This window comes from Streptomyces sp. NPDC058001, assembly GCF_042886315.1.
Classification (GTDB): domain Bacteria; phylum Actinomycetota; class Actinomycetes; order Streptomycetales; family Streptomycetaceae; genus Streptomyces.
Window position 1 is genome coordinate 333,305 of record NZ_JBHVQT010000005.1, and the last position, 25,794, is coordinate 359,098.

The following is a 25,794-nucleotide window of genomic DNA, read 5'->3' on the forward strand; positions in this document are numbered from 1 at the left end:
CCGGGAAGAGGTAGGACACCACGGTGCGGCGGTCCGAGGCTGGACGGGCTTGCCGGCCTCACCAGTCGTCCGGAGACCACGTTGAGCGGGCTCCGGCCCGTGGTTCCCACCCGCACCCTCTGCGATTCGGTGTGCTTCTGTCCCGGCCGTACCGGTTGCCCCGGCTCTCCAGGCGCCGCAGGCTTGAACCGTGGCTGTTTCCGCGTCCGCGCCTGCCGCGTACAACGGCTGGGCCGTAAGGGAACCGGGGCCGATGGACACCGGGCCGCTGGAGCGAGTCCTGCGGCAGACGTCCGCGCCCGGCCCGGGAGATCTTTTGCTGCGGGTGGAGGCGTGCGGTGTGTGCCGCACGGATCTCCATCTCGCCGAGGGAGACCTGGTTCCGCGCCGCCCGTCCACGATTCCCGGTCATGAGATCGTCGGCCGGGTCGAGGCCGTGGGCGAAGGAGTCAAGCTGTTCCGCGTCGGTGACCGGGCGGGCGGGGCCTGGCTGCGCGGAACCTGCGGGACGTGCGCGTACTGCCGGTCCGGCCGGGAGAACCTCTGCCCGCGGTCCACGTATACGGGATGGGACGCGGACGGCGGTTTCGCCGAGACGGCCGTGGTTCCGGAAGCGTTCGCCTACCGGCTGCCGGGGGAGCGGAACCCGGCGTCGCTTGCCCCCCTGCTCTGCGCGGGCATCATCGGCTACCGGGCGCTTCTGCGCAGCGCCCTTCCCGAAGGCGGGCGGCTGGGGATCTACGGCTTCGGCGCGTCGGCCCATCTGGCGGCTCAGGTAGCCCTCGCCGAGGGTGCCACGGTCCATGTGCTCACCCGGTCGGCGCAGGCGCGGGCGCTCGCCCTGGAACTCGGCGCGGCGTCGGCGAGCGGCGCCTACGACCAGCCACCCGAGCCATTGGACTCGGCGATCCTCTTCGCCCCGGTCGGCGACCTGGTGCCGGTGGCGCTGGAGGCCCTGGACCGGTCGGGAACCCTTGCCGTGGCCGGCATCCACCTCTCCGACATCCCGGTACTCAACTATCAGCGCCATCTGTTCCAGGAGCGCAATCTTCGCAGCGTCACCTCCAACACCCGCCAGGACGGCCGGGACTTCCTGGCTCTGGCCGAGCGCATCGGCATCCGGGTCACCGTGAGCCCCTACCCCTTGAGCCGCGCCGACCGGGCGCTCGCGGACCTGGCGGCCGACCGGGTCAACGGCGCCGCCGTACTGGTGCCGGGATGACGTCCGCCCGCGCCCGAGCGCCGGGAGCCGACCGGTCGGCGACGGTGCTCCCGGTGAGGATCACATCGCTGTAGCCGACGAACGGCACACCCAGTGCGGGCAGCAGTGGGTGCGGAAGGCCGGTCAAGTCGCGGCGCCGAGCGCCAGTGACACCTCGGACCGGGTCTGACCTGGAGATCAATCTGAACCGTCACGGTGCAGCCGGTGGTTGAAGAACAAACTCACTTGAGTTTCAACCTCAGGTTGGGCCCTGGCGTTCGTTGCAGGGGCAGAGTTCCTGGTGAGCGGCGGCTCGACGTGCCGTGATCGGTCGTCGGCCGGGGTCAAGTGACATCGGCCGATGCGGCGCCCGTCACGCGGGGTTCCCGAGTCTGCGGTCCCTCCAGCGGTAGACCGCGTCGCGCAGACGGCCAAAGCGGTGTTCGAAGGCGAGGATCTCTTCTGCGGGCAGGGCCGACAGATGGTCGACGACGGCGACGTCGAGAGGCTTGTCACCGTCCTTAGCGGCATCCGGCACGCGCCAGAAGGCTTCGGTGTCCATGGCGGGCAGTTTGCCAGGGCGGTACGACACCCTCCCCTGCACGGTGCGAAGGTTAAAACTCAACCTCAGACGGCGCTGATCTTCCGCCAAGGGCCCGCGCCCGTCCTTCGCGAAAGCCGTGGACATCGCCGCCTGAACCTCCCACCATGCTCCCAAGCCCCTTCGCGGTGCGGCTCAGTCGGGGGGCTCGGGAAGCGGGACGGCGCCGAGGTGGATGGCGAGACGGTCCGCGGCCTCGGCGACGGTTCGGCCGCCCCGCTCCAGGTAGCCGGGTTCTGCGCGGAAGTTGAGCAGTTGCCAGGGGATCGTCGTTCCAGTCGGCGAGCCAGGTGCGGTGTCTCGTTCGAGAGCCTGGACGGAGCGGTGGACACCCCGCTTGAGCTTCTTCTGGGTCAGCTCGGCGAATCCCGACAGGCCGGAGCACATTCCCGGGGAGTCCGTCACGCGGGCACCCAAGCTGGTATCGGGTACACCGCTCACCGAGGGCGCCTCGGCCAAGGGCAACCGTGTCATGGAGATCGGGGAACTCCAGGCGCAGCCGCTGTCCGTGCTCGTGAACTGTCAAGGCGAGGGGACGCTGACGGTGGAACTGGAGCCCGTCGGCCTGAGTTTCCCGCTGGAATGTGTGACCGAAGAGGTCAGCAGCATCTACAACGAAATGCGGCTCAAGCAGCCCAGGAAGAAGGGAACGGTCTCCGTGACCGCTCCCTCCACCGTTCGCTGGTCCCTGACCGTAGGCCAGTAGGCGTCCGCACTGGGGTTGCCGACCTGGCGGTCGGCAACCCCAGTGCGGCGTGCCGCGACCAGTCACCACAGAACTTCGGTATTCGTTCCTGGAACTGGTACTCACCCCCGACTGACGGCGTGTCCGGCCGTAGCGCTCAAAGCGCGGGGCGGACAGCACCGCTGATCGACGGTGCTCCCGCCCGGGCCAGACCGACCCAGGCGGCCGGACCCGCAGACTCGCCCCACCAACGACGACCTGATCCACGGGACACGCCTTAGCCCTGACGGTGTGTGATACGCGATGACACACCGTCTCCGGAAAACGGTGGGCACTCAACCCACCGGCACGGGCGCATCCGGATAGAGCTCCGCCGTTGCCTTGCGGACGCAGTCGAGGACGTCCGACTTGTGCTTTTCGCCAGCCCTGCGCAGCAGGTCCGGCAGGTTTTGCGCCGAGTCGGACGTAGGCGCACGCTCACCGCGCAGGCATGCGGTGACATGGCGTCTCAAAAGCGGCTCCATAACGGGTCTCTTCTGTTCCTGATACTTCTCGGCAACGAGGACGAGATGTGCTTTCTCGCACTGGTCAGCCCAAGCTCCTACGACTTCGTCATCTGCCTCTTCGTTGCGGAACCACAGGAGAATGTTCTGCCCGTTAACCGGGTTCCATCCGTGATTGATCACGGATATTTCCCCGCGAGACAGGCACCGCTCCAAGTTTCCGATTGCGGCGATGTAGTCGGATTTGCTTGCGACGCCGTCGGAGAGCAGCTCCTCCTGCGCTGCGATTCCGTCCCGCCTCTGCTTATCGTTCACATAGGCGTTGTGCTGGACCTGCGGCGACGTGACTGCGCGATGGTCATCGGCCAGCGCGCACCCACCCAGGACCCAAGCAACCAAGACCGAACTTAGAGCGAGCATGCTGGTGGGCCGAGCCACAGAGGACCGCCCTCCTAGTGCCTGACGGACTTGTACGTGCAGTCGGCACAGCTCTTGTGGTCGCTCACTCGAATGCCCGTCCCGTCCGGAGACGACCAACTGACATAGTTGGCCCGGTGGATCCACGAGCTGATGGTTCCCTTGTAGTTCACGCGGAGCCAAGCGTGACCCGTGCAACTTCCTGAGCGCTTTTCACTGTCCGCGAAGCCGTGGCTGCTGCTGCCGTAGTACGTGCACGAACCGCGGCTGATGTCCACGATTCCAGTGTGCGCTTGAGCCGGACTGGCACTGGCGGCGAATAGGGCCGCAGCACCACAGATGGCGGCGATTACCGAACTCCGCTTGGAGCGAATCATGATCGAAGAGCCTTCCGTTGAAGCGGTCAATTACAACGCCTCACACATGAGGCGGAGTAGCGTGCGCGGAGCGGGGCTCGCCCAGGCGCCTTGCGCACGCTGTCGATGTACTCGAACCTGCCCGCCCCCGGCGATGAAGATGCGCATCGAGCAGGCTGTCGGCACCGTACGTGTAGAACTGCTGCTCCGGCTTACCGCCGTTGCATGAGCCAACGCATAATTCCCCTTCCCTCTGCCATGCCCCACTGGCATGGCAGACATCGCGGCGGCGGGACCGTGCCTTGGCCTTCCCGGCACCGCCACCGCTTGGCGCAAGACCAGTAGACCGCCCTGTCCAGGCACCCGGGAGGGCTGGCTCATGTTCACGATGCCCGGAATCCGCATTCAGGGTGCGCACGGTGCACAGTTCTGTGGGGAGGTAATGCACTGTGCACACCCGGGAATGCCGCGATCTGTGCACGATGCGCGGTCGGGCACGTGGGGATTACGGATCAGGACACGGCTGGGGTCAGCAGTTGGGGGATCTCTCCTGAGAGGTGGAAGGCATAGACGAGGTCGTGGACCCCGGAACCAGCAGTCAGCAGATCCCGGTTCAACAGTCGCTCAGCGGTGCGAAGGTGTGCTGCCACGGTGGTGCGGCTGATACTCAGGCGCAGCGCCGCCTGCTGGGCGTCAGTGTTCGCTGTGATCCATGTGCGCAGGGTGGTGAGCACATGCTGACGGGGAGGGTCTCGAAGGGGTTTGAGGAACGCTTGGGCCCACGCTCCCGCAAGGTGGGTGTCCAGCACCCTTTCCAGGGTGGGTGTGGCCTGCCGTTCATCGGTGATTTCACTGTCCTGGTGCAGGCTGGTGACGGCAAGCGCCAACGTGAGTGTGGCGCGGGAGCTGACGTCCCGGAGGTCAAGGCCCAGTGCCGCTTGCGCTCGTCTGAGGTGGGCGGTGACGGTGTTGCGGCTGATACCCAGCAGGCGCGCGACCCCGGATCTGTGGAAGTCCATTGCGAAGCGGGTGATGTCGACAGTGAGTTGTGGCATCGAGTGCATCGGCCTGAGGAAGGAGCGGGCCCAGCTTGTGGCTGCCTCCCGTGGCAACAGACGTTCCAGTGGTTCCTGGCCCTGGTATCCGGCCACCCGGCCGGGCGTGTTGCGGGCCACGGCCAGGGCGTGCCGGGCCTGGTCGTATGCCTCGGCCGTTGCGCGGAGCGGCTGAGTACTGCTGATGCCCAGCGTGTAACGCGGATTCCCAGCGACCAGAGTGCGGAGTGCCTGGCCCAGGCCGTCGGGGGCTTCGGCGTTCCCCTGGTTGCTCTCGTCTTCGGCGATGAGGCAGATGAGGTCCTCGTCGTAGACGGGGCAGCGCACCATCAGACCAGGGCCGTGGTAGCCCGATGGGTCCTGATAGATCTGCGCGATCCGGTCGCGGTCATCCTGCGCGCAGCGCAGCAGATGAACGCGCAGACGATCGGAGTCCAGGAGCTCGGGGACGGCGTCGGCCGTCATGCGTCGTGCCAGGACGGGATCCCCCGCCATGAGGGCCATGAAGAGTGCCAGCCGTAATTGGCGTGCCTTCTGCTGGTATCCCGAGAACGCTCTGTCGGCAGCCCGGGCGCGGTGCAGGACCGCGATGACGCTGCCGGTGTGCGAGGCCATGGCTGCCTCCTGGCGCGTCAGGCTGGTCGGGCTGACCAACAGGAGTACGCGGCGCGGCAATTCGGAGCCGACTGCTTCGAGACGCACCTGCGCCGTCCCGACCTCGGTTGCCGCTGAGGCAACGTGACCTGCCGCCAATCGCGCGAGCATCGGTTGAAGCGGCACCAGGATCTCCTGGGGGAAACCGGTTGTCGACTCCTCCACCGCGCCCGCACGGCCGACAACGACGGCGATTTCGGCGCCGAGTTGCCGGTGGAGCCAGTCGACAACCTCGTGGAGTCCGGCATCCGGCCGCCAGGCCATCTGCCCCACCAGGTACAGGAATTCATCCAGCCGATCGGCAAACCGCTGCGCCTTCGCGATCCCCGTCATCAGGTTCCTCTCTCGCGGCCCGACAGGACTGACGTCGCGTCGTACGACGGCACAGCGGGCTGCCATTTCTGCGGACCGGCAAGCGGGTGATGTCCGCCACCTCTGCTTGGCTGCCGCTGCGTTCACCTACGCGGCGATGGCCGTCGTACTGCTGAGCACCGGATGCCCCCATTTCGCGCCCAGCAGCAACGCGACCTCATGCCGCGGTGCAGGGCGGCGGATCCGTGCTGCCCACTGAGACCGAGCGCAGCTCCGTGCCGGTGGCCGAGGAAATCGGGCCCATCCAGCGCCCCATCCGCCAAGGGCAGGTCCCTGTGTGGGAACAGGTGCGACCGAACCGCATTCCGGAGCCGTGGGCGGCCGGTCCCTTCTCGGGCCGGCCGCACAACAGCGACGTCACGTCACTGACAACCTGGAATCTCTCGTCCGCTGTTGTCCTTGGCCTCGTCATTGCCCCATCGGCTCAGGTGCAACGCGGAAACGAACGCGCGACCGTCTCGGCCGTCGTCGACATAGTCGAGGTCTGTCAGGAGCCACCAGTGGTTGTAGGCGTCGCCGGAGCGCACCTCTTCCCCCCACACTTTACAGAAGACATAGTTCGTTCCGGCGTACAGCTCGCCGTCCTTGTTGCAGCGAGCGCCAACCCTGTTCGGGCAGTACCCGTCCTGATAGCCGTCCGCCGTCCCGAAGGTGTCCACCGAGTATTTCGGCGATGGTTCGCCGCACTTGTAGCTGATGATGTCGGCGGTGTCGAAGTCTGTCAGCTTGATCCACTTGGAGTGCAGCTTGCCGCGCCGGTCGTCATAGAGGAGGGCGCCTCTCACGAAGTACTCCATGACACAGCCCGCGTCCACGCGGAAGGAGTCGGTGTCCTCGAAGTGTTCCCCGTCGCCGGACTCTGTTCCAGCCGCCAGCGCCATGCTGTTAATACAGTCGAAGAGGTATCCGTAGCGGGGTGCGTTGTCCTCCCAGCACCAGCCATGCTCCTCGTCCTGGTTCCCGCCCCCGATGATGACTGGTCGGCCCGAGTGGTTGTTGACCTCGCCGCACCAGTTCCCCGTGCACGTGCCCAGCGTGCCGGCCCTATCGGAGTTCCCCGAACTTCCGTACGCGGCGACTCCTGCCGCGGACCGGTCGGCAGCTGCGCTGTGCGCGCTACTGGGGGCGGCCGCTGCGGCGACGCCTATGAACATCAGCAACGCGGCGGCCACGGCTGTGGCGATCCTTCTGATGAGGAGCATCGATCCTCGTTTCTCTCACGCCGTTCCCCCGGGAGGCGTGATACCCGCGATCGTCGGAAGCGACCGTGCGCACCACTGTCCGCATCCGCGCCGGGGCGGGCAAGAAGATCGTTGTCCTACTTCCCTGTGGGATGGGTACCCTGCTCGTGAGCTGGGCTTCTCCTCCCCGAATGGGATGGGTGTGAGAGCCTCTGACAGGGCATCACGGGGCAGGGGAGATCATGGCGGGGCAACCTGTGGCGCAGGACCTGGCTTCGGTTCTGAGGGGACTCAAGCAGCGCAGCGGGCTGAGCTACGCGGAACTGGGGAAGCGGACCTTCACCAGCCGTTCGACGCTGCATCGATACTGCAAGGGCGCAAACATGCCACCGGACTACGACGTGGTCGTCCGGATTGCCCAGGAGTGCGGCGCGACGAATGCAGAGCTGAACGAGCTACTGCAGTTGTGGAACGCAGCCGCCGAGTCCCCGGCCGGAGAAGATCCGCTTCTTCCGCATTCCCCGCAGCTGAACCGGCCTCCCCCGGTCCGGACCGCTCACGTACCTTCGGCGCCGTGTTCGCAGGGGCCGGCATCCGCGTCTGATGTCCGGCCCGGCCTACTGCAACGGCCCTCTTTCCGACTGGCACTCGTCCTTGCGGTCTGTCTCCTCCTGCTGGCCCCGGAATCACGGCTGCCCCGTACGCCCGCACCTGCGCAGTTACCGGCGCCCGTCTCCGCGCCGGACTCCCCCGGGGCGCTGTGGACGGCGACGCCCAGCCTGGTGCCCTCAACGACCTTCGGTGTCACCATCAACAGTTCCACTGGCGCCATGCCGTCGTTTCAGGTCGGCAGTGTGCGCCTGTGGGACAGCGAGACTCGCTGGGCCAACATCCAGCCCCGCGCCGGAGAGTTCAGGTGGGGTACCCTCGACCGGCTCCTCGACGGCGCCGAACGGATACGCCGCCCCGTCCTTTTCGTTCTCGGTGGTACTCCGGCCTGGGCAGCGCCGAACGGGCACAAGACCGCCTACCCGGACAACTCTCGAACTGCGCCGCCCGACGACCTCGCCGCCTGGGACGCTTTCGTAAAGGCTCTGGCCGAGCGTTACCGAGGCCGCATTGAGGCATACGAGCTCTGGGTGCTGGCCAACGACCGGCGTTTCTACTCCGGAACTGTGGAAAAGCTGGTCGAAATGACCGCACGGGCCAACCGGATCCTCAAGGAAGCCGACCCCAGATCCCTGGTGGTCTGCCCCTCCATGGGCCGCCTTTGGGAGCCCGACGCCCTACCATTCCTGCGACGTTTCGCGGACCTCGGCGGATATGAGCACTGCGACATCGCGGGGATCAAGCTCTATCAGCGCCACGCGTCAGACCCGCCGGAGACCATGACGAAAGCGCTGACCGCTGTCGACTCGTCCCTGCATCGTGCCGGAGTGCACCCACCGATGTGGAGTACCGGAACCACTTACGATCTACCGCTTCAAGGCTCACTCGCCCCCGAACGCGCCCGCAACTACGCCGTGCGGTTCTTCCTGGTGGGACTGTACGGGCGCGACGTCAACCTACGACGGCTCTACTTCTACAACTGGGGCAGTGGGCGCCTCCCGGTCGTGCTCCAGGCCGAGGGCGGGCGCCCCACCAAAGCCGCCCGGGCGGTCGAGCAGCTTCAGCGGTGGCTCAGTGGAGCTCTTATCCATGGTTGCGCCCACGGAGCGACCGCTGGGCTACCGAACAACGTCTGGCAATGCGATTTCTCCGGTGGACCGTACGGAGCGACGGGCACCGGAGTCATCCGGTGGGCCGAGTCCGGCACAGCCATCAGCATGGCCGGGCCCCGCACCCGGGCGCTGCACCGGCTCGACGGGGACGTCGTCACCATCCAACCCGGTGACCCGGTCGAGATTACCGAGGAGCCGGTACTGATCTCCAGCCGCCGGGCGCCCATCGGAGATGACGCCTGACCAGCAGGCGTACCACGATGGCTTCGTTCACAAGATGAGACTCGCGTTGGTGATCTCCGCCTGCCGCACGCCGTGGACGCCGCGTGTTAACACCCCGCTGCGAAGCGACCGCCCTCCGCACACCACCGCACACCGCCCCGACTGGTCTCCCCCCGTCCAGCCGGAGTGCTCCCGGACGCGGCTGACGCGCCTCACCAGCGTCACAGCTCACCTTCGCGCCGCGCAGCGCCTGCTGAACTGGGATCTGCTGACGCTGGTTCCGGGGTTCACGACCTCGTCGATGCCTTCCGCCTCTCGGGGAGATCCCCCGTCCGTCTACAGCCTCGTCTGTCTTCTGATCCATTGCACCGCAGGCCCAACTGTGCATCGCGCACAGATCACACATGCCGGGGTGTGCACGGCGCATCACCTGCTCACCAAGCTGCGCACGATGCACACCCCGAATCCGGATTCTGAGCATCGTGAGCAGGGGTCAGCTCTCCTATCCGCCCGGAGCACGCGGTCTACTCGTCCTCACCACAACTTCAACGGGGGAACAGAATGATTCGAAGAATGGTGATGGTGCTGCTGGCCTCATGTGTCGCGCTGACGCTGGTGGCGTGCTCACAGGGAACGAACGACGGCACGAAGCCCACGAAGATGAACAACAAGGCGAGTCAGGGCTCCGAGGATTTCGGCGACGTCGGCATTCAGCGCGCCGACACCAAGAGCCGACCAGTGTTCTTCATCCACGGATGGTCTTCCAGCAATTCGGGCCACGACTGCAAGGCGTACTGGAACAAGACGCTGGAATGGTTCAAGCACCGGAAGTGGTCGTCGAGCAGTCTCATCACTTGGGGCTACTACGGTGATAACAAACGCTGTGACCGCAATCTGAAGTCCGGCGACGTCAATACGGAACCCACGGTGATCGCCCGAAAGCTGGCCAATCACATCTACGAGAACTACTCGAAGAAGGGCCGCCCCGTCGACATGGTGGGCCACTCATACGGCGGTTTGATCATACGCGCCGCCATTGTCGGCACTAATAAGAAGCTCAAAGGATTCCCGCCCTACCTTCTGATCGAGGACGCCGTCACGATGGGCACCCCCCACCACGGCGCCGCCTTGGCCTCCGGGTGTCCGAACGTCCAGTGCAAGCGCATGACAAAGGGCAGCGACTGGATCAAGTGGCTCAATGGCGGGAACTCGGAGGCCCGGGGCGGCACCGACTGGACGCTGATCGGCTCCAACGCGGACCTCATCGTTTCCGCCGACTCGGCGACCGCCATGACGGGCAATCACAAGAAAATGAGTGCAGAGCACCGGATTCGCTACCACAAGAAGGAGGGCATCGGTCACGACGACTACACGGTCATAGGCAAGGGCATGACGTACGACTACACGCGCATCAGGAATGGTGGAAAGGGCTACACCGTGCGCAATAGCGCAGGTCCCATTCGGATGGCTAATCGCGCCACGCAATTCGCCAGGTGGTGATGTAGCCGACCACGGTACCAGTTTCTCGTGATGGCCTGCCGGATGCACAGGCGGGCCATCACGCCCGCCCAGCGAGTATTCCGCCGGCCCCCCGTGAAGCCTCGGGCTTTCATGAGGTGGTCTGTCCGAGGCTTGATCACAAACGCGAGATGTGCTCCTGACCTGGAACGATAGGGCTTGTCGAGGGCCATATCGTGTCGTGGAAAGAACCACTTCTCAGGTGAAGAAGCGTATCGGGTCGTACTCGCGTGTCCGCGTTGAGGGCAGCGGGCGTGGAGTCGTCTCGCAGGCCGGGGCCGTGCTGCTGGTGGAGACAGGGGAAGATTTCGCCGACGAAGTCAGGAGAGTGCTCGGCTCGGCCGTCGCTGTACAGCGGACGAAGGTGAACCGGAAAGTCTCGGCCAGTCGCTGCGGGTAGGTGAAGAACAGTGCCGTCGCCAGTCCGTCGGCGAGGGCGGTTCCGTTGGCCACGACCCAAGTGATGACCACCTTGTCGATGGGGACGCCGGTCCGTGCGTCCAACACGTGGTGCAGGCATTCTCCCCACGTCCGCCGTGTGATCCCGGACGCGCACAATGCCTGGCCTTGCAGGCGCGCGACTCCGATGACCTGCTTCGGATCGAAAGGGTGCTCCCGGCCGACCCGGATGGCGCGCCCACCCTCGTGGAACAGGTCCCCGCTCCTGTCGACGACGAACTCGGTGTGGCTGGCCTCGCGGAGGATCGCCGCGGCAGGCAGGACGACGGCCCGAGGAGGCCGCCCGGGGCGGCGGAGGACGCGCCCGCTCGACAGGCCACACCGCAAGCCCCCTTCACCAGCGCCCGGAAAGACGGCGGCGCCCGGTGTGGGGCCCATACCTGACGACGGGGAGCCGGCGACTGTGCAGTGCTGTGAATCCTGCGGATCCCGACGCTCGTGGATCCTCGGTGCACTCTGCCTCGCCCTGTTCGCGGTCGTGCGGACAATCCAGACCGGCAACTTCCGTGATGAAGTGAGAACGGTGGCTTCTCGACTGTTGACACCGGGGTCGGTCCTTCCTAGCGTGACGCCCCGTCATTACATCGATGTAAAGGCACATCGATGCGAAGAGCTGCGGAAAGGACCCCATGTTTCCCAGCGCCACCACCCCCCCTCGGGCGCGCACCGCCCTGCTCGTCGCGGCCCTTCTCGGGCTCCTCGTGGGCCTGTTGCCCGCGTTCACCGCTCCGGCCGGCGCGGTACCGCCCGCACCCGATGCCGCGCCGCGTGAGGCCGCCGCGGCGGCCGGCACGTTCCGGAACCCTCTCAACACCGGCCCCGACCCCTTCATGACGCACTGGAAGGGGAACTACTACCTCACGTCGACCCAGGGAAGCAGCATCCGGATGTGGCGCTCGCCGTCCCTGGGCACGCTGGTGACCGCCGACCCGATCACTGTCTGGACCGACTCCGACCCGTCCCGCAACCGCAACATCTGGGCGCCGGAGTTCTACCGCTTCGGGGAGCGCTGGTACCTCTACTACACGGCCGACGACGGCGTCGACGAGCACCACCGGCTGTACGTCCTGGAGTCGGAGGGCGACGACCCGGCCGGTCCGTACCGCTTCAAGGCGAAACTCGCCCCGCCCAACCACGCGAACGACTTCGCCATCGACGCGGGCATCCTCCAACTGGGCGGGCGGCTCTACCTCGCGTACAGCGGTATCAACCAGTACCAGCACAACGGGCTCAACATCGCCCCGATGTCCAACCCGTACACCGTCTCTGGCGACGCCGTCGCCATCAACGGCGCCGGCGGCTGCCCCGAGGTACGCGAGGGGCCCGAGTTCCTGTACCGCAACGGGCGGGTCTGGATGACCTACTCCACCTGTGACACAGGCAAACCGGACTACCAGGTCTGGATGATGTCGATGCCCCTGGGCGCCGACCCGCTCGTGCCGGGCAACTGGAGTCAGCACCAGGGTGCGGTGTTCTCGCGGGCCGACGACCGGGGAGTGTTCGGACCGGGTCACCACGCCTTCTTCCAGTCTCCCGACGGCACGGAAGACTGGATCGTCTACCACGCGAAGACCACGTCGGTGAACACCTACAGCAACCGCACGACACGGGCGCAGAAGTTCACCTGGCGGGCCGACGGCAGTCCCGACTTCGGCCGCCCCCTCGCCATGGGTGCCACCCAGGACCTGCCCTCCGGCGACCCCGGGTCCGGCAACTACTGGATCAACGACGACGGCCGCTCCAGCGGGCCCGGCGGCGTCAACTACACCGGCGCCTGGAACTCAGGTACGGGCTGTGCCACGCAGTGCTTCTGGAGCGACGACCACTGGAGCGACCGGCCGGGCGCCACAGCGACCTTCACCTTCACCGGTACGCGCATCGTCCTGCTCTCCGTCAAGGACACCGGCAATGGCTACGCGGCCATCAGCGTCGACGGCGGTTCGGAGCAACAGGTCGACTTCCACAACTCGCTTCGCGTCGGCGAGGCGGTGCAGTACGTCAGTCCAAGGCTTCCCCACGGCAACCACACATTGCGCATCCGGGTGACGGGAGAGCACAACTCCCAGTCCGGGGCGTCCTTCGTGAGTGTCGATCGTGCCGAGGTCTACGTGAACTGACCTGACAGAGCCGGCCGTCCGCGCTCCTCGGCGGCGGTGAGGCCGGCTCTGTCTCACCTCCAGCGCAGTCGGTTGCCGGTCGCATTGCGGGCCAGGAACAGCGTGAGATACAGCTGTCCCGCCATGGCTCCGATACGGTGCTCCCGCCCGTAGTAGGTGTTCTCCCCGGTGGCGCCGTAGGTCCGGCCGTCGCTGAAGCGGGACATCAGAGCGAGCTGTGCGTCGTCGTGCAGCCGCTCCCACTCCGCGGCGCGCGGGGTGATGCCCCGGTCCTGCCGGGTGAGGGAGACCAGAAGGTCGAAGTTGCCGAAGTAGAAGGGGAAATGCGTACCCCAGTCGTTGCCCTCGGGATAGTGGATCTCCGCAGAGCCCGGTCGGTAGATGGGTGTGGTTCCTCCTCCCGGCAGCGGGAACGGCTTGTCCACCAAAGCGGCGTACGTCCGCTTGATGTTGTGCAACGCGGCTTTCGGCGCCGCCCGGTTCGCGAGACCGAAGACGAAGCCCTGGTAGAGGCTCTGGTCGAACGACACCATGTACAGGGGGTGCAGCCGTGCGTGGTTCTCCAGCGTCCCGTCGTCAGCGATGTTCGTCCCCTGCAACCAGGAGGAGAGTCGAATGCCGTTGATGGTCGTGCAACCGGTGAGGTCGGCCGGTCTGGCTGCCGCTGCCAGCAGCAGCTCGACGTTGCGACGCGTCCAGCGAGCGGCGCTGGGGTGGCCCGGCATCATCGACGCGGCCAGGGAGAGCGCGGCGGCGCTCCAGCTGTTCTCCTCGGCCTTGCTGTCTCCGGGGGTGACCACGGTGCCGTTCCGGCGGGTCATGTACAGCTGATCGCCGCTGGTGCCTATGAGGTGGACGCTGTCGCCGGTGGTGAGCCGGTCCGCTTCCCACACCAGCATGGCGACGAGATGACCGCGCGAGGTGGCGTCCAGCTGATCCCAGAAGAGCCAGCCCGACAGCGCCGTGTAGTACGCCCACAGAGCGGTCTGCCATCCGCCGCCCCAACGGGTGGCGGTATCGGTGTTGTTGGCCAGGTGCCGGGCGGCGAGGGTCCGGATCAGATTGCGGGTTCGGATGGTGGCATTCGCGGCCGACAGCGTCCGCGGGTCGTACGTGCCCGTGACCAGAGCGGTGGTGGCGGCGACCGCGGCCATGGCGGGCAACCGGACGGCCCGCTCGTCGGATCCCTTGAGGTCGAGGTAGCCGTCGGGAAGGTACCGGGTGTACGTGGCGGCGTACCAGGGCCCGATCAGGTAACGCGCGCTCCCGGCGAGGATGGTCGTCACCCGGGTTCCGGCGGCGTCCGCCCCCGAGTAGGAACCCAGGCCCGGCCAGTCGATGGGTACGACGCTGCCGCCGTCCGCCGCCTGGGCGGAGACCGCCGTTCCGGCTCCGATCACACCGGTGAGTCCGATGGCGCCCGTCGTTTCCAGGAAGCGGCGTCGGGAGAGCGGAGGCAAGTCGAACACGGCAGGACTCCTATTCGCGAGGGGTGTCGGACGGTTCCTACTCGAAGAACTTGAGGCTGTACCCGACGTTGGTGGTGGGGCCGGGGACGTTGGCCCGGCGGTACGTGGTGTTGCTCCACCAGACGGCCGTGCCGGTGTACCAGTAGCGGTTGGACCACGAGTACGGGGTGCCTTTGGCGACCGCGTGGAACATGGTCGGGAACCGGTTGCCGGACGGCGGGCCGGCGGCGACGTCGCCGCGCGGCAGGACGAACGTGTGGTGGCCGGGGCCGTCGACGTTCAGCGTGGGGGTCCAGCCCGGCATCATCGTGGGGGCGTGCGAGCCGAACAGGCAGCCGTTGCTCTTGTACCAGTCCCAGACGTACGTGGGATCGCCGCCGGCGCGCAGCCGCAGGTCGGCGATGCAGTAGTTGCTGCTCCAGCTGCCGTTCGCGGAGTACGCGATGTGCAACTGTCCGCTGGGGTCGACAATCGGCTGGGGCGCCTCGTTGATGTACGGGTTGCCCACGACCCGTTCCCATGGCTCGCGCGGCTGCGATATGACGTAACGGCCGCCGGTGGCCGCGGTGGGGCTGCTCATCCTGGCGACGTAGAGGTTCTGCTCGACATTGGTGTCGCCGGACCAGCCGGACCACACGAACCAGCGCTGACCGCCGAAGGTGAACGGCACCCCGTCGATGGCCCATTTGTCGTCGGGCAGGGCGACCTTGGCGGCGGCGGAGTATCCGGTGTCCGGGCTGGCCGAGCTGATGTGATACATCCGGTGGGCCGCGCCGCGGCCGGCGGCGAAGTAGATCCGGTAGTGACCGTCGTGGTGCACGATTTCCGGTGCCCAGACCTCGCCCAGATCGCCGGTGTCCTGCCACACCTGGTGCTTGGGCGCGGTGGCCACGTCCTCCAGCGTGGACGCCGAGCGCACCGCGATGCCGCCGTCCACGGACTTGGCGGAGACATAGAGATCGCCGACTTTGATGACGCTCGGGTCGGCGCCGCCCACGAGGGGGCGGCCGAGTGTGGACGGCTGGTCGTTCGTCACCGAGGTGAGGGCTTCCGCGGGTCCGGCTGTGGTCGCGACGTGCCCGAGGACGAGTACGCCTACGAGGCCGAGCGGGACGATGCCGGCGAGCCAACGGGAGGGGCACATCAGGTTTCCTCCTGGTCATGTCCGCGACAGAGAGCGCTCTCAACTAATCATCATGTGGTGAGCGGCCGTCAAGAGGGCGGGTGCTCCGACCTCTTCCGGCGACAGCCGTAAGATGAGCGATTTTGCGACAAGGAGGCCGGTCGCGGCCATGCAGGCGGAGGGGGAACCCATCTGAGCCTACGGATGTCCCTTACCGTCCGCTACGACGTCAGGGACGATGTCAGGGACGGCGTTCCTCAGGGACCAGGGCGAGTATTCGCTCACGCTCGTGGCGGTCCCAGGTCTCTTTCGTGGCGAGGATTCCCACGAGGCCGATGATGGCGGCGCCGAGGTAGAGCAGAGCGGCGCCGGGCCAGCCGAAGGCCCCCACCAGGGCGGCGGCGAGCAGCGGTGCGAAGCCGCCTATGGCCGCGGCGACTTGATAGCCGAGCGAGGCTCCCGAGGTACGTGTGGCGGTACGGAACTGCTCGGTGAGCAGGGACCCCTGCGTCCCGGTGAGCGAGGCGTGGATGAGCCCGATTCCGATGATGAAGACCGACACTACGAGTACGGGTCGGTCGGTGTTGGTGAGCAGATACATCGGGAAGGCGAACAGGATCGCTGCCGTGCAGCCCGCGATGTAGAGGGGGCGGCGCCCGATGCGGTCGGTGAGCGTGCCGGCGAGGAAGGTGACCGCGATGGCCAGGATGCTCGCGGCCCTGATGGCCCCGAGAGCAACGGGGCGAAGGTCGGGGTCGCGTTCGGTGATGTAGCTGAGGGTAGGTCGCGGTGGAGTAGTAGGCGAAGGACTCGACGACGCGCAGGGCGATCACACGCAGGATGCTCCGCCAGTCGTTGCTGAGGGTCGCACGCAGGGGGTTCTTCTCCGTCTGGCCACTGGCCTGGGCCTCCTGGAACTCAGGGGATTCGGAGAGCCGGGAGCGCACGATGAGTGCCACGATGACGAGGACGGCACTGAGCAGGAAGGGTGTTCGCCACTGCCAGTCGCCGTTGAGCGTGGTGCTCCAGGCGAATACGCCGCTGGCGAGTGCGATGCCCAGGGGGTTGCCGGATTGAGGGATGGCGGCGAACATGCCGCGGCGGTGCAACGGAGCGTGTTCGTAGGCCATGGTGATCGCCCCGCCCCATTCTGCGCCGAACGCCAGGCCCTGGACCATGCGGATCGCCACGAGCAGGATCGGTGCGAGCACACCGACCTGCTCGTAGGTCGGCAGCACGCCGATGAGGAAGGTGGCGGCGCCCATGACGACCATGGCGCCGATCAGGACGGGCTTGCGGCCGAGCTTGTCGGCGAAGTAGCCGCCGATCGCGCCTCCGAGCGGGCGCATGACGAAGCCGACCGCGAGGGTGGCGAACGACAGGAGGGTGCCGACGAACCGGTCGCTCTCGGGGAAGAAAACGGCTCCGAAGTAGAGCGCGGACGCGGTTCCGTAGGCGATGAAGTCGTAGTTCTCGTGGCTGGTGCCAACGGTCGCGGCGCGGCAACTGGCAGTGGTCGCAGGACTGTTGGCCGAAGTGCAGCCCGTGCTCCTGACTGTTCCCCTGATCGCCCTGCCGGCGACCTGGCTGGCGCGGCGGGCCGAGGAGCTGGACGGCCGTGTCGAACTGCGCACCGCGGCGGACCGGCGTACCGCCCAGCATGTCATCGGCCGGATCACGGACCAGGCGGCCGTGCGCGGAGCTATGGCAGGTGCCGGGGCGCACTTCGCTCAGCAGCTGCCGGAGGGGCTGGAGACCACGCTCGGAACGGGGTGGCGGGGTGGGGTGGAACCGTCCGGCGGACAGTGGCAGAGACTCGCGCTCGCTCGTTCGATGATGCGCCGTCGCCCGTTGCTCACTGTCTTCGACGAGCCGACGGCCAGCCTGGACCTGGGCACCGAGCATGCCCTGTTCGAGCAGGTCGCTGCCGAGGCACGGCAGGGCAGGGCCGATGGCCGAGTCATCCTGCTGATCTCCCACCGGTTCTCGACGGTGCGCGTGGCCGATCGGATCGTAGTGCTGAAGGACGGACGAATCGCCGAGTGCGGCAGCCACGGCGAACTCATCGCGGGAAAGGGGCGCATGCCGAGCTCTACGCCTGGCAGGCCGCCGCGCACGGAGACTGAGTCGGGCAAACGCCACGTGCCGCGTCGCCGTGAGCCCGCCCGACCGGCCTCGGGACAGCCGGCGGTTCCCTTGGGCCGACCGATGGGGCGACTGTCACCGTCGGACGGTCAGAAGAGTTCCAGTAGTTCGGTCAGGGACGTGATGGACGGCACTTGCTCCGTCGCCCCCGTCCGGCAGAGCGTCCGGCCTTCGTACCCCAATGCGATCGCCGCGGAGACGAGGTTCGGGAGGTCGTCGACGAACAGGCACTCGGACGGCTTGAGACCGAGCCCCGTGCTCGCGTGGTGGTACATGCGCGGATCGGGCTTCTCGCAGCCGAGCACCGCGGAGATCGCGTACACCTCGAAGTAGTCGCGGATGCCCAGACCCTCGTGCAGATCCGGCAGGTTTGGCCAGGCGTCCGACACCACGGCCAGCCGTGTCCCGCGGCGCCTCAGCTCGGCGAGCGTGTCGAGGACGTCCGGAAACAGTTCGAGGAACACCGAGGGATGCACGTCGCGGCGCAGCGCCGAGAGGAGTTCGGGCGTCGGCTCCACTCCGAGACGGCCGAGCAGCACGCGGTGGTAGTCGTCGTAGTCGGGCGTGCCAGGGGAGGCAGCCATGAACCGGTCACCGGCAGCTACCGCGTCGGCGAAGCGGTCGGGGGTGATCGAGGAGTCGTGCGCCAGAACGTTTTCCTCGAAATCCGCACGCGGATTCCATCGACCGCCCACGGGCCGGATGAGCACGCCGCCCGAGTCGAACAGCACCGCTCGAAGGTCCGAAGAGGGGGATGATGAAGTCGTCATGGGCCCAGTCTGGTGACGCGCGCGAGCAACGTCCAACAAGGTGGCATGGAACCGGACGGGGCGGCCGGACGCAGGGCGCGGCGGAGATGTTGCACCGAGCCGAGCGGCCCGTTCAACCGTGAAGAACGCGCAACTGAACGCGTCGTTGAACGTTGCCGCTGCCGCGCGGCCTGAGCAATCCGGCCCGGGCCGCACCCTTCGAGCCCGGCCCGTCGAGGGGGCGTCGCACCACAGCCATCCAGATGCTCGGTGCATGACCGTGCGCGATGCGCGTCGATAGGGTGAGAACCGGACGTGATGACAGAAAGTTGGCTGGTCGCGACGGAGGACGCCGTGCGGGTGGCCCGCGAGCACGCTCGGGAGGTCGACGCCGAGGCCCGTTTTCCCAGCGAGGCGATGGAAGCGCTGCGCCGCACCGGCCTGCTCGGGTTGCTCGTGCCGGTCGCACACGGGGGCCGAGGCGGCGGCCTTGAGGACATGGTGGAGATCGTCGGCCGGCTTGCGGACGGCTGCCTCTCCACGGCCCTGATCTGGGCCATGCACTGCCTGCAGGTGGACGCCCTCGTCCGACACGGCGGCCCGGAGCTGCGCGACCAGCTCCTGCCGAGGATCGCCAAGGAAGGGCACCTTCTCGCTTCGGTGACCATCGAGGCCGTCAAAGGGGGACATCTGCTGCGGTCGGCTCCGGGACATCACTGCCCGCCTCACGGAGGCCGACATCCGGTGCTGAGACGCCGGCAATACCCCCACCACCGCCCACCCTCCCGACGGGTTCCGCCGGATCCTGGCCTTCCGTATCAGTGGATCGAGCGGCCCTGAATAGCGCCCTTGTCTTCCGCGATGGTGGAGCCAAAGACACAACCTCCAGGAGTGAACCCATGCCACGCGGGCCCATCGACATCACCATCCCCGACCTGTCCGGTAAGCGCGCCGTCGTCACCGGAGCCAGCGATGGCATCGGACTCGGCATCGCCAGGAGGCTCGCCGCGGCCGGGGCCGAGGTGCTTCTGCCCGTGCGCAATGAGCGCAAGGGTGAGGCTGCGATCACCAAGATCAGGCAGACAACCCCCGGCGCGAACGTGTCGCTGGGCGAGCTCGATCTGTCGTCACTTGAGTCTGTCGCGGTACTCGGCAAGGCCCTGCGTGAGGAGGGGCGGCCGATCCACATCCTCATCAACAATGCCGGCGTCATGACTCCGCCCGACCGGCAAAAGACCGCCGACGGGTTCGAGCTTCAGTTCGGCACCAACCACCTCGGCCACTTCGCTCTCGTAGGCCACCTGCTGCCGCTGCTGCGCGCCGGACACGCACGCGTGACCTCACAGGTCAGCGTCGCGGCGAACCAGAACGCCATCAACTGGCAGGACCTGAAATGGGAACGCTCCTACGACGGCATGAAGGCATACAGCCAGTCGAAGATCGCGTTGGGCCTCTTCGGCCTTGAACTTGACCGTCGCAGTCGGGCAGGCGGCTGGGGCATCATCAGCAACCTGTCCCACCCCGGAGTCGCTCCGACGAACCTTCTCGCCGCGCGTCCCGAGGTCCGCCGCGACAAGGAGACCCGGGGCAGGAAGCTCATCGGCGCCCTGTCCGCGCGCGGCATCCTGCTCGGTACCGTCGAGACCGCGAAGCTCCCGGCGCTCTACGCCGCGACGGCTCCTGACGCCCAAAACGCCCGACTGTATGGGCCGAGCGGACTCGGACACCTCGGCGGCCCTCCTGCCGAGCAGAAGCTCTACTCACGCCTGCGTAGCGCCGAGGACGCCCAGCGCATCTGGCAGATCTCCCAAGAACTCACGAAGGTTCACTTCCCCAACAGCTGATGTACAGGGACCGGCTGCCGCCCCGCTGGGCTGCAGTAAGAGTGGCAGCTCGCGGGATCGGTAAAGCCATCGCGCGGCGGTGCGCCTACATCCGAGCGAGCGTTGTCATCAACACTCGGCCGAACTCCGCGGTGAGATCAGTCTGCTTTGGTTCCGTTTGTGCATGGGTGCGTCACTCTGGCCCGGTGGGGCGCGTCGATAAAGGGGGATCGGTAGGCCGTGGATACGCAGATACGCGGGCGGTAGAAGTGAAGTACCGCAGAAGGAGGCATGCATGGTGATCGACCGGAGCGGACTGGCGGAGTTTCTCCGGCGCCGCCGAGAGTCGCTGCAACCTGAGGACGTCGGCCTCCTGCGCGGGCAACGCCGCAGGACAAGCGGACTGCGGCGGGAGGAAGTGGCCTTGCTGTGCCACATGTCGACCGACTACTACGCGCGGCTCGAACGGGAGCGCGGACCTCAGCCGTCCGAGCAGATGATCACCTCCATCGCGCAAGGACTCCATCTCTCCCTCGATGAGCGTGACCACCTGTTTCGGCTCGCCGGACACAACCCGCCCGCGCGGGGCGCGGTCAGCGAGCACATCAGCCCCGGCCTGCTGCGCATCTTCGACCGCCTGCACGACACTCCAGCGGAGATCGTCACCGAGCTGGGCGAGACGCTGCGGCAGACCGAACTCGGCGTCGCGCTCACCGGCGACCTGACCGTCTACAGCGGCCCGGCACGCAGCATCGGTTACCGATGGTTCACCGACCCCGCCACGCGACAGCTCTACGCGCCCGAAGACCATCCGTTCCTCACGCGCATGTTCGCCTCGGGTCTGCGCGGGGTGGTCACACTGCGTGGTCCCGGTTCCCGGGCGGCACACCTCGCGGACCTGCTGCTGGCTCAAAGCGAAGAGTTCCGGGAGGTGTGGGACGACCACGAGGTCGGCGTTCACCCCCACGAGGTAAAGCACTTCATCCATCCCCAGCTCGGTGCCATGGAGTTGACCTGCCAGACGCTGATCGATCCGAGCCAGTCGCATTTTCTGCTCGTCTACACCGCCATTCCCGGCAGTGAGAGCTACGAAAAGCTGCAGCTCCTGTCCGTCATAGGAACGCAGACGCTTCGCTGAGCCTGGACCCACCGATGCTGACGTGTGTCGAGCAGGCGCCCTGACGCGCAACTGCAAGGGCACCCACGTCCCTCCAACGGCACTGACTTGTCTGACACCCCGCAAGGATTCCGGTGATCCCCATGACTGATCTGAGCGAGAAGGTTGCTCTCATCACCGGTTCGGCCCGCGGTATCGACAGGGCCATTGCTCTTCGCCATGCCTCCCTCGGTGTGTACTGGCCCACGGAGTCGGCAACCGCGGAATTGCGCTCAACTCCATGATTCCAACCGCCATCGAAGGCTCCGGCGTCTTCACGGATCTTCCCGACGACAGCCCGCTGCGCAGTGGGCGAGGGGACTGGTGAAGTATTCGGCGGGATCCGCGACGTCCTCAGCGCCTCCGAACCGGCCCTCGATCGGGCGCATGCCCTTGGCCAGCTCCCAGGTCAGCGGCCAGAACCTGCTGATCAGCGGCAGTGCACAGCAGTAGCCGAGGAGCCGCACCGGAGGTCAGCTGTGCCGCGCGGTCGCGGCTGAACTCCTCTGTCCAGCGGGAAGAGGGCCGGGCAGAGGAGACTCCCGCCTCCAGATCCAGCCAGCAATTCAGCACAGCCGCAAATCCACATCCGGGGCTCGATCCCTTCGTGCCATACGGCGTCCTACCTCTGGGCGCGGACACGATCAGGGCCTTGAGCTGGTTGATTGCGGCAGTGGAGGCGAGGACCGCGCTTTGGCGGGAGGCGAGCAGGACACGCAGCGCCTCGCGCTGCCGCGGATCCGGAGGCTGGATCAGGTGCTCGGCGGCCAGAGCCTCCTTGGCGGCACGGATGGCATCGAGCATGTCAGTCACGCAGGTCACGTGGTATCTGTGTCAGGAATCATTCGGGTCTGACGTCTGCCCGTGTCCCGTCGGGCCGGTGGGTTGCGGGAGCGCCTTGCGCCGGGCCGCCCTCGTACGCCGTGCGTATGCCAGCGCACCGCCTCCGAGGACCGTGGTGCCGAGCACTCCTGCCATCACCCAGGGCAGGGAGTCGTCGCTGCCCCCGCGCTCCCCGGTGGCCGATGCCGGCTTCGGGTCCGGCTCGGTGGGTTCGGTGAGTGGGCTGCCGCTGGCGCGTACTTCGATGGGTGCCGAGTTGTTCGACTTCTTCGGGTCGTTCGCGGGCCGCTCGGGATCGTGGACCGCTTCGAGCAGACCCCTGGCTCCGCGTATGTTCCGGTCGATGCGGAACTTGAGGGTCGTCTCCCAGGTGTCGCCCGGCTCCAGGGAGTTGTCGGGGCCGCAGGTGTAGACGTGCTCGTCGATGGGGGAGCACTCCCACTGCCATTCCAGTTCGTTGTCGGGGTCGGGCGGCGGCGTGGGCGCCACGACGCTCAGGCCCTCGGGGACGGTGATGCGCAGGCTCGTGCCCGAGATCCGGCCCGGTCCGGCATTGCGCAGATGGAACGTGGCCTCGGCAGTGCTGCCCGTCGTGCCCTCGATCGCGTCGGCGCGTACCTGGAGGTCGGAGGTCTGGGAGGTGTGGAGCCGGACCTCGCCGAGGGCGAACTTGTCGGCGAAGGCGCTGGCCGGGGTGTCGACGGGACGTACCTTCAGCTCGGGGCCCGCGCCCGGTCGCATGGCCGGGTCGGTGCCGGTGGCGCCCGGGTCCTCCTCGGCGTTTCCGGTCATGCCCTGGAGGTACGGCCTGTAGGTGAAGCTGCCGTTCACCATCGTGTCCGGCACGCCGACGGAAATGGGCTCGGTGACCTCGTACGCCTGGCCCGGCTCGATCCGCTGGTCGAACCAGCAGTCCGCGATGGATGCGCTGCCCTCGGGCCCGTAGCGGCAATTGCTGTACCGCGTCGGGAAGGTGACGCGTGATGTGCTGAAGCTCAGGCCGAAGCCTTCGGCGGGGAATGTGCCGGCGTTGCGGATCTGCGGCCTGAAGCCGAAGCTCGCGCCGGGTGCGTCACCCTCACGGGGCTTCTCCTTGCGCGGGCGCAGGTCGGGTCCCTCTATCTGTACGTCCGTCTCGAAGACGACGTCCTCGGCGCCAGGGGCGCTGAAGGTGTAGCGGATGGTGCCGTGACTGCCGAGGCGCGCTCCGGGCACAGCCTCGATGTAGACGGCGTCCAGGTAGTTGTCCTTGCCGCGCGTGAGGGTGCCCAGAGCGCAGTCGGCGAGGTCGGTCGCGCCCATGGCGTGATCTCCGCACGCACGGCGGGTGCGGATCCGGGCGACGCCGTCCAAGTCCGACGCGTCGACCTTCAGCGTCACACCGGACTGCGCGGTGCGCCCCGCGCCCGGCTGCGGGGCCAGCCAGAGACGGACGCCGCCAGTGGGGCTGGTCTCGCGCTGGGGCAGGTACGCCGTTTCCGGCACGTTCAACTCGACGGCCGGCCCAACTGCTTGGGCCGACCCCGCGGGCGCGAGCAGGGCGCCGGCACCGAGCAGAACGGCCAGGGCTGCGGCCGGACGACGTAGGCGATACATCTGCTGATCATGTCAAGGACACGTCGACCGTGCGAGGAGTTCTCCGAACGTCTGTGCACCTGCTCGGGGAGGGTGCGCATTCCTTACGTGCCTGGGAGCCGTGGATGGCCGCCTGCGCCCTTTGGAGCGTGTCTCTTCGGCGGGCTCACCGGTCGATCGGATGTGTCTGCGCGATTGGTGATCACTGATGCGATGCGGGGATCGGGCCGAGCCGCTGAGGACCGAGCCACTGACGCCGACCGGTCCGCGTCGCGGGCGGCGGTGGGCCGACTGCTGCCGCACGCTTGAGGCCATCGCGTGGCAGTGCCATACCAACTCGCCCTGGCGCGCCCCCGACGGCCGGGACGCATGCCACCTGCCGCCATCTGGGCGCGGCGCTGACCAAGGAGACACAGCCTTGCGAGCTGGTGCACGGTTGGCGGGCCGATCAGGTCGCGCACACCGGAAGGCGTCCGGCAGGAACTGTGGGCCTACCTTGCGGTCCATCACGCGATCCGCCAGTTCGCCCACACAGCCGCGCTCGCCCGCCCACCAGTGGACGCCGACCGTATCTTCTATCTGAAGTGCGTCCGCATCGTCCGGCGCAGCATCCCTGCCCAGTTCGGAGCGTCCAGGGCCAGGCTCGCCCGTTCCTTCACCGAGGCCGGGCGGGAGGCAAGCGCACGTCTCCTCCCGCCCCGGCGCAACCGGGGCTGTCCGCGCGCGATCGAGAAGCCGAACCGATGGCCGGTGGTGAGGAGCCGCGCCAAACGTGGCACCGTGCAGCCAGGCCGCTGGTCCCACAATCCGACCGCGAAGCCGAAGAGCACCCGCCGGGCTGGAAGACCAGCACTTAGGACAGGCGACCTCCGTACGCTGTCGCCATGATGATCTCTGGCCAGGGACAGCCGCTGATACGTGTCCTGCACGACGAGTCCCGACGTGACTTGCGGGATCCGACTCGCCCGCGCCCTGTCCGTCTTTACCTGTGGGAGCCGAGCCTTCCGCACGCTGTACCCGCTCCGCTGGTCGTCGTCTCTCACGGCACCGGAGGTTCGGGCAGCGACATGGAGTGGCTGGTACGACCGCTGCACGAGGCGGGCTTCCGGGTCGTTGCTCTTGATCACCACGGCAACAACTACGTCGACGGCTACGAGCCGGAGGGCTTTCTCCACGTATGGGAACGGCCCCGGGACGTCTCCTTCGCCCTCGAAGCACTCGCCCGGGAACAGTTGCTTGGTCCGGTCGGTGTGGCGGGTTTCTCCCTCGGCGGTTACACGGCGGCGGCCCTTGTCGGGGCCCGTGTTGATCCGCAGATCCTGTGGGCTGTACTGACGGGAACGGTCCTTCTGCCGGAGATCCCTGAGTTCCCCGGCGCGCTGGAGGCGCTGCGGAAGAAGCATCCGCTGGACGAGTCGTCACGACGTGCGCTGGATGCCGCTGCAGCCGACCTCTCGGATCCACGAGTGCGGGCGGTCTTCCAGGTAGCCCCCGGAGTCGGCGGTCTCGTGACCCCGGAAAGCCTGGCAACTGTGGGGGTGCCTGTGGGCATCCGCTGGGGTGGAGCAGACACGGTCAACCCGTACGACGTCGACACCAGGCCGTACCTGGAGCACATCCCCACTGCGAGTGGCAGCTCGGCCGGCCCCGACGTCCGCCACGACGACTTCTTCGCCCCGGAACCCGCTGACCCGACTGTCCGCCTTCGGGTCGGCAGGGACGCCGCCGCCTTCTTCCAGCAGCACCTGGGCTGACCCCTCGGCGGACACGGCGTCGGCGTAGAACACAGGGCTACCAGCGTTGAGCAACGGACACCGGCGCCAAGGCAACTGCATTGCCCGCCGGCGAC

The 25,794-nt window shown here is 67.3% G+C and carries 20 protein-coding genes and 2 pseudogenes; 9 read left to right on the forward strand and 13 right to left on the reverse strand.

Annotated elements, in window-relative coordinates; all coding sequences use genetic code 11:
* The first annotated feature begins 190 nt into the window (after positions 1–190).
* A complete protein-coding gene (locus tag ACFVT5_RS14225; protein WP_389886073.1) occupies positions 191–1,222 on the forward strand; it encodes a zinc-binding alcohol dehydrogenase family protein in 1,032 nt (343 codons plus the stop codon).
* A gap of 352 nt (positions 1,223–1,574) precedes the next feature.
* Here the strand turns inward: ACFVT5_RS14225 and ACFVT5_RS14230 are convergent, their stop codons facing one another.
* Both ACFVT5_RS14230 and ACFVT5_RS14235 read right to left on the reverse strand, forming a co-directional pair.
* On the reverse strand, positions 1,575–1,763 hold the full coding sequence (locus ACFVT5_RS14230; RefSeq protein WP_389886076.1) for a DUF4240 domain-containing protein: 189 nt from the start codon (positions 1,761–1,763) through the stop codon (positions 1,575–1,577).
* A 174-nt stretch (positions 1,764–1,937) separates the two neighbouring features.
* Entirely contained in the window at positions 1,938–2,207 is a 270-nt protein-coding gene (locus ACFVT5_RS14235) for a hypothetical protein (RefSeq protein ID WP_389886079.1), read from the reverse strand.
* 67 nt (positions 2,208–2,274) lie between these two features.
* Here ACFVT5_RS14235 and ACFVT5_RS14240 point away from each other — a divergent pair, with 67 nt between their 5' ends.
* A complete protein-coding gene (locus ACFVT5_RS14240) occupies positions 2,275–2,508 on the forward strand; it encodes a hypothetical protein (protein WP_389886082.1) in 234 nt (77 codons plus the stop codon).
* Between the two features lie 314 nt (positions 2,509–2,822).
* On the opposite strand, the gene ACFVT5_RS14245 is transcribed toward ACFVT5_RS14240, so the two are convergent.
* The 3 genes from ACFVT5_RS14245 to ACFVT5_RS14255 all read right to left on the reverse strand — a co-directional run bounded on the left by ACFVT5_RS14245 (position 2,823) and on the right by ACFVT5_RS14255 (position 7,046).
* Complete coding sequence (locus ACFVT5_RS14245) at positions 2,823–3,428, reverse strand: hypothetical protein (protein ID WP_389886085.1); 606 nt, start codon at positions 3,426–3,428, stop codon at positions 2,823–2,825.
* An 847-nt stretch (positions 3,429–4,275) separates the two neighbouring features.
* On the reverse strand, positions 4,276–5,805 hold the full coding sequence (locus ACFVT5_RS14250; protein ID WP_389886088.1) for a helix-turn-helix domain-containing protein: 1,530 nt from the start codon (positions 5,803–5,805) through the stop codon (positions 4,276–4,278).
* 401 nt (positions 5,806–6,206) lie between these two features.
* Positions 6,207–7,046 (reverse strand): hypothetical protein, encoded by an 840-nt coding sequence (locus ACFVT5_RS14255; protein WP_389886091.1) that lies wholly within the window; start codon positions 7,044–7,046, stop codon positions 6,207–6,209.
* Positions 7,047–7,282: 236 nt separating this feature from the next.
* On the opposite strand from ACFVT5_RS14255, the gene ACFVT5_RS14260 reads away from it, so the two are divergent.
* Positions 7,283–8,989, forward strand: coding sequence for a helix-turn-helix domain-containing protein (locus ACFVT5_RS14260; RefSeq protein ID WP_389886094.1), 1,707 nt, complete (start codon positions 7,283–7,285; stop codon positions 8,987–8,989).
* 552 nt (positions 8,990–9,541) lie between these two features.
* Entirely contained in the window at positions 9,542–10,468 is a 927-nt protein-coding gene (locus tag ACFVT5_RS14265; protein ID WP_389886097.1) for an esterase/lipase family protein, read from the forward strand.
* Between the two features lie 459 nt (positions 10,469–10,927).
* On the opposite strand, the pseudogene ACFVT5_RS14270 reads toward ACFVT5_RS14265, so the two are convergent.
* A pseudogene (locus tag ACFVT5_RS14270) lies at positions 10,928–11,323 on the reverse strand (FAD:protein FMN transferase); the annotation flags it as partial.
* A 251-nt stretch (positions 11,324–11,574) separates the two neighbouring features.
* On the opposite strand from ACFVT5_RS14270, the gene ACFVT5_RS14275 reads away from it, so the two are divergent.
* Positions 11,575–13,062 (forward strand): glycoside hydrolase family 43 protein, encoded by a 1,488-nt coding sequence (locus ACFVT5_RS14275; protein WP_389886100.1) that lies wholly within the window; start codon positions 11,575–11,577, stop codon positions 13,060–13,062.
* Positions 13,063–13,115: 53 nt separating this feature from the next.
* Here ACFVT5_RS14275 and ACFVT5_RS14280 read toward each other — a convergent pair whose 3' ends face one another.
* The 5 genes and pseudogenes from ACFVT5_RS14280 to ACFVT5_RS14300 form a co-directional block, all read right to left on the reverse strand.
* Positions 13,116–14,531: a hypothetical protein gene (locus tag ACFVT5_RS14280; RefSeq protein WP_389886103.1), complete on the reverse strand. Its 1,416-nt coding sequence runs from the start codon at positions 14,529–14,531 to the stop codon at positions 13,116–13,118.
* Positions 14,532–14,568: 37 nt separating this feature from the next.
* Positions 14,569–15,528, reverse strand: a complete 960-nt coding sequence (locus ACFVT5_RS14285) for a glycoside hydrolase family 43 protein (protein ID WP_389886657.1) — start codon at positions 15,526–15,528, stop codon at positions 14,569–14,571.
* A gap of 367 nt (positions 15,529–15,895) precedes the next feature.
* Positions 15,896–16,423 carry an MFS transporter gene (locus ACFVT5_RS14290; protein WP_389886660.1) on the reverse strand — a complete coding sequence of 176 codons (528 nt, stop codon included), beginning with the start codon at positions 16,421–16,423 and terminating at the stop codon, positions 15,896–15,898.
* A 112-nt stretch (positions 16,424–16,535) separates the two neighbouring features.
* Positions 16,536–17,321: pseudogene (locus ACFVT5_RS14295) on the reverse strand (MFS transporter); the annotation flags it as partial.
* 567 nt (positions 17,322–17,888) lie between these two features.
* Positions 17,889–18,569, reverse strand: coding sequence for an HAD family hydrolase (locus ACFVT5_RS14300; protein WP_389886105.1), 681 nt, complete (start codon positions 18,567–18,569; stop codon positions 17,889–17,891).
* A 297-nt stretch (positions 18,570–18,866) separates the two neighbouring features.
* Between ACFVT5_RS14300 and ACFVT5_RS14305 the strand changes: the two genes are divergently transcribed.
* The 3 genes from ACFVT5_RS14305 to ACFVT5_RS14315 all read left to right on the forward strand — a co-directional run bounded on the left by ACFVT5_RS14305 (position 18,867) and on the right by ACFVT5_RS14315 (position 21,509).
* Positions 18,867–19,388 carry an acyl-CoA dehydrogenase family protein gene (locus tag ACFVT5_RS14305; protein WP_389886108.1) on the forward strand — a complete coding sequence of 174 codons (522 nt, stop codon included), beginning with the start codon at positions 18,867–18,869 and terminating at the stop codon, positions 19,386–19,388.
* A gap of 59 nt (positions 19,389–19,447) precedes the next feature.
* On the forward strand, positions 19,448–20,392 hold the full coding sequence (locus ACFVT5_RS14310) for an SDR family oxidoreductase (protein WP_389886111.1): 945 nt from the start codon (positions 19,448–19,450) through the stop codon (positions 20,390–20,392).
* A gap of 274 nt (positions 20,393–20,666) precedes the next feature.
* On the forward strand, positions 20,667–21,509 hold the full coding sequence (locus tag ACFVT5_RS14315; RefSeq protein WP_389886114.1) for a helix-turn-helix transcriptional regulator: 843 nt from the start codon (positions 20,667–20,669) through the stop codon (positions 21,507–21,509).
* Between the two features lie 372 nt (positions 21,510–21,881).
* Here ACFVT5_RS14315 and ACFVT5_RS14320 read toward each other — a convergent pair whose 3' ends face one another.
* Positions 21,882–22,331 carry a hypothetical protein gene (locus tag ACFVT5_RS14320; RefSeq protein WP_389886117.1) on the reverse strand — a complete coding sequence of 150 codons (450 nt, stop codon included), beginning with the start codon at positions 22,329–22,331 and terminating at the stop codon, positions 21,882–21,884.
* Positions 22,332–22,361: 30 nt separating this feature from the next.
* On the reverse strand, positions 22,362–23,966 hold the full coding sequence (locus ACFVT5_RS14325) for a hypothetical protein (RefSeq protein ID WP_389886120.1): 1,605 nt from the start codon (positions 23,964–23,966) through the stop codon (positions 22,362–22,364).
* A gap of 863 nt (positions 23,967–24,829) precedes the next feature.
* On the opposite strand from ACFVT5_RS14325, the gene ACFVT5_RS14330 reads away from it, so the two are divergent.
* The gene (locus tag ACFVT5_RS14330) at positions 24,830–25,699 is read left to right on the forward strand and encodes an alpha/beta hydrolase family protein (RefSeq protein WP_389886123.1); all 870 of its coding nucleotides are present in this window, start codon (positions 24,830–24,832) and stop codon (positions 25,697–25,699) included.
* The last annotated feature ends 95 nt before the right edge of the window (positions 25,700–25,794 follow it).

Coding starts and splice junctions, on each gene's coding strand:
- ACFVT5_RS14320 (WP_389886117.1), bottom strand. CDS start 22,331: ATGCTCGATGCCATCCGTGCCGCCAAGGAGGCTCTGGCCGCCGAGCAC.
- ACFVT5_RS14230 (WP_389886076.1), bottom strand. CDS start 1,763: ATGGACACCGAAGCCTTCTGGCGCGTGCCGGATGCCGCTAAGGACGGT.
- ACFVT5_RS14300 (WP_389886105.1), bottom strand. CDS start 18,569: ATGACGACTTCATCATCCCCCTCTTCGGACCTTCGAGCGGTGCTGTTC.
- ACFVT5_RS14325 (WP_389886120.1), bottom strand. CDS start 23,966: ATGTATCGCCTACGTCGTCCGGCCGCAGCCCTGGCCGTTCTGCTCGGT.
- ACFVT5_RS14305 (WP_389886108.1), top strand. CDS start 18,867: ATGACAGAAAGTTGGCTGGTCGCGACGGAGGACGCCGTGCGGGTGGCC.
- ACFVT5_RS14275 (WP_389886100.1), top strand. CDS start 11,575: ATGTTTCCCAGCGCCACCACCCCCCCTCGGGCGCGCACCGCCCTGCTC.
- ACFVT5_RS14255 (WP_389886091.1), bottom strand. CDS start 7,046: ATGCTCCTCATCAGAAGGATCGCCACAGCCGTGGCCGCCGCGTTGCTG.
- ACFVT5_RS14310 (WP_389886111.1), top strand. CDS start 19,448: ATGCCACGCGGGCCCATCGACATCACCATCCCCGACCTGTCCGGTAAG.
- ACFVT5_RS14315 (WP_389886114.1), top strand. CDS start 20,667: ATGGTGATCGACCGGAGCGGACTGGCGGAGTTTCTCCGGCGCCGCCGA.
- ACFVT5_RS14240 (WP_389886082.1), top strand. CDS start 2,275: ATGGAGATCGGGGAACTCCAGGCGCAGCCGCTGTCCGTGCTCGTGAAC.
- ACFVT5_RS14265 (WP_389886097.1), top strand. CDS start 9,542: ATGGTGATGGTGCTGCTGGCCTCATGTGTCGCGCTGACGCTGGTGGCG.
- ACFVT5_RS14330 (WP_389886123.1), top strand. CDS start 24,830: ATGATGATCTCTGGCCAGGGACAGCCGCTGATACGTGTCCTGCACGAC.
- ACFVT5_RS14250 (WP_389886088.1), bottom strand. CDS start 5,805: ATGACGGGGATCGCGAAGGCGCAGCGGTTTGCCGATCGGCTGGATGAA.